The sequence below is a fragment of the Pseudomonas sp. SWRI51 genome (assembly GCF_014268825.1).
Classification (GTDB): domain Bacteria; phylum Pseudomonadota; class Gammaproteobacteria; order Pseudomonadales; family Pseudomonadaceae; genus Aquipseudomonas; species Aquipseudomonas farsensis.
The window spans coordinates 1-254 of record NZ_JABWRG010000204.1 but is presented as its reverse complement, the minus strand read 5'-3'; the positions used below and the strand labels follow the sequence as shown (position 1 = coordinate 254).

The following is a 254-nucleotide window of genomic DNA, read 5'->3' as shown; positions in this document are numbered from 1 at the left end:
CCCCAAAAGTGGTGATTCTCGATATTGGGCTACCAGGCCTGGATGGCATGGAGGTGATCAAGCGTTTGCAATTGCTCGATCCTGCGCCAAAAATCATGGTACTCACTGGGCAGTCCTCCGACCTCTATGTTCGTCGCTGCCTGGATGCCGGGATCGCGGCTTTCGTCAACAAGGACGAAGACCTCGATGCCCTGTTGTTTGCGCTCAAGGCACTGGTCAAAGGTTATTCGACGTTTCCGCAGATGTCGGTGAAC

At 54.3% G+C, this 254-nt stretch carries 1 protein-coding gene; it reads left to right on the top strand.

All coding sequences use genetic code 11. From position 1 onward, the window contains the following. A partial coding sequence (locus HU720_RS24025; RefSeq protein WP_186523656.1) for a response regulator transcription factor occupies positions 1 to 254 on the top strand: 254 nt, incomplete at both ends.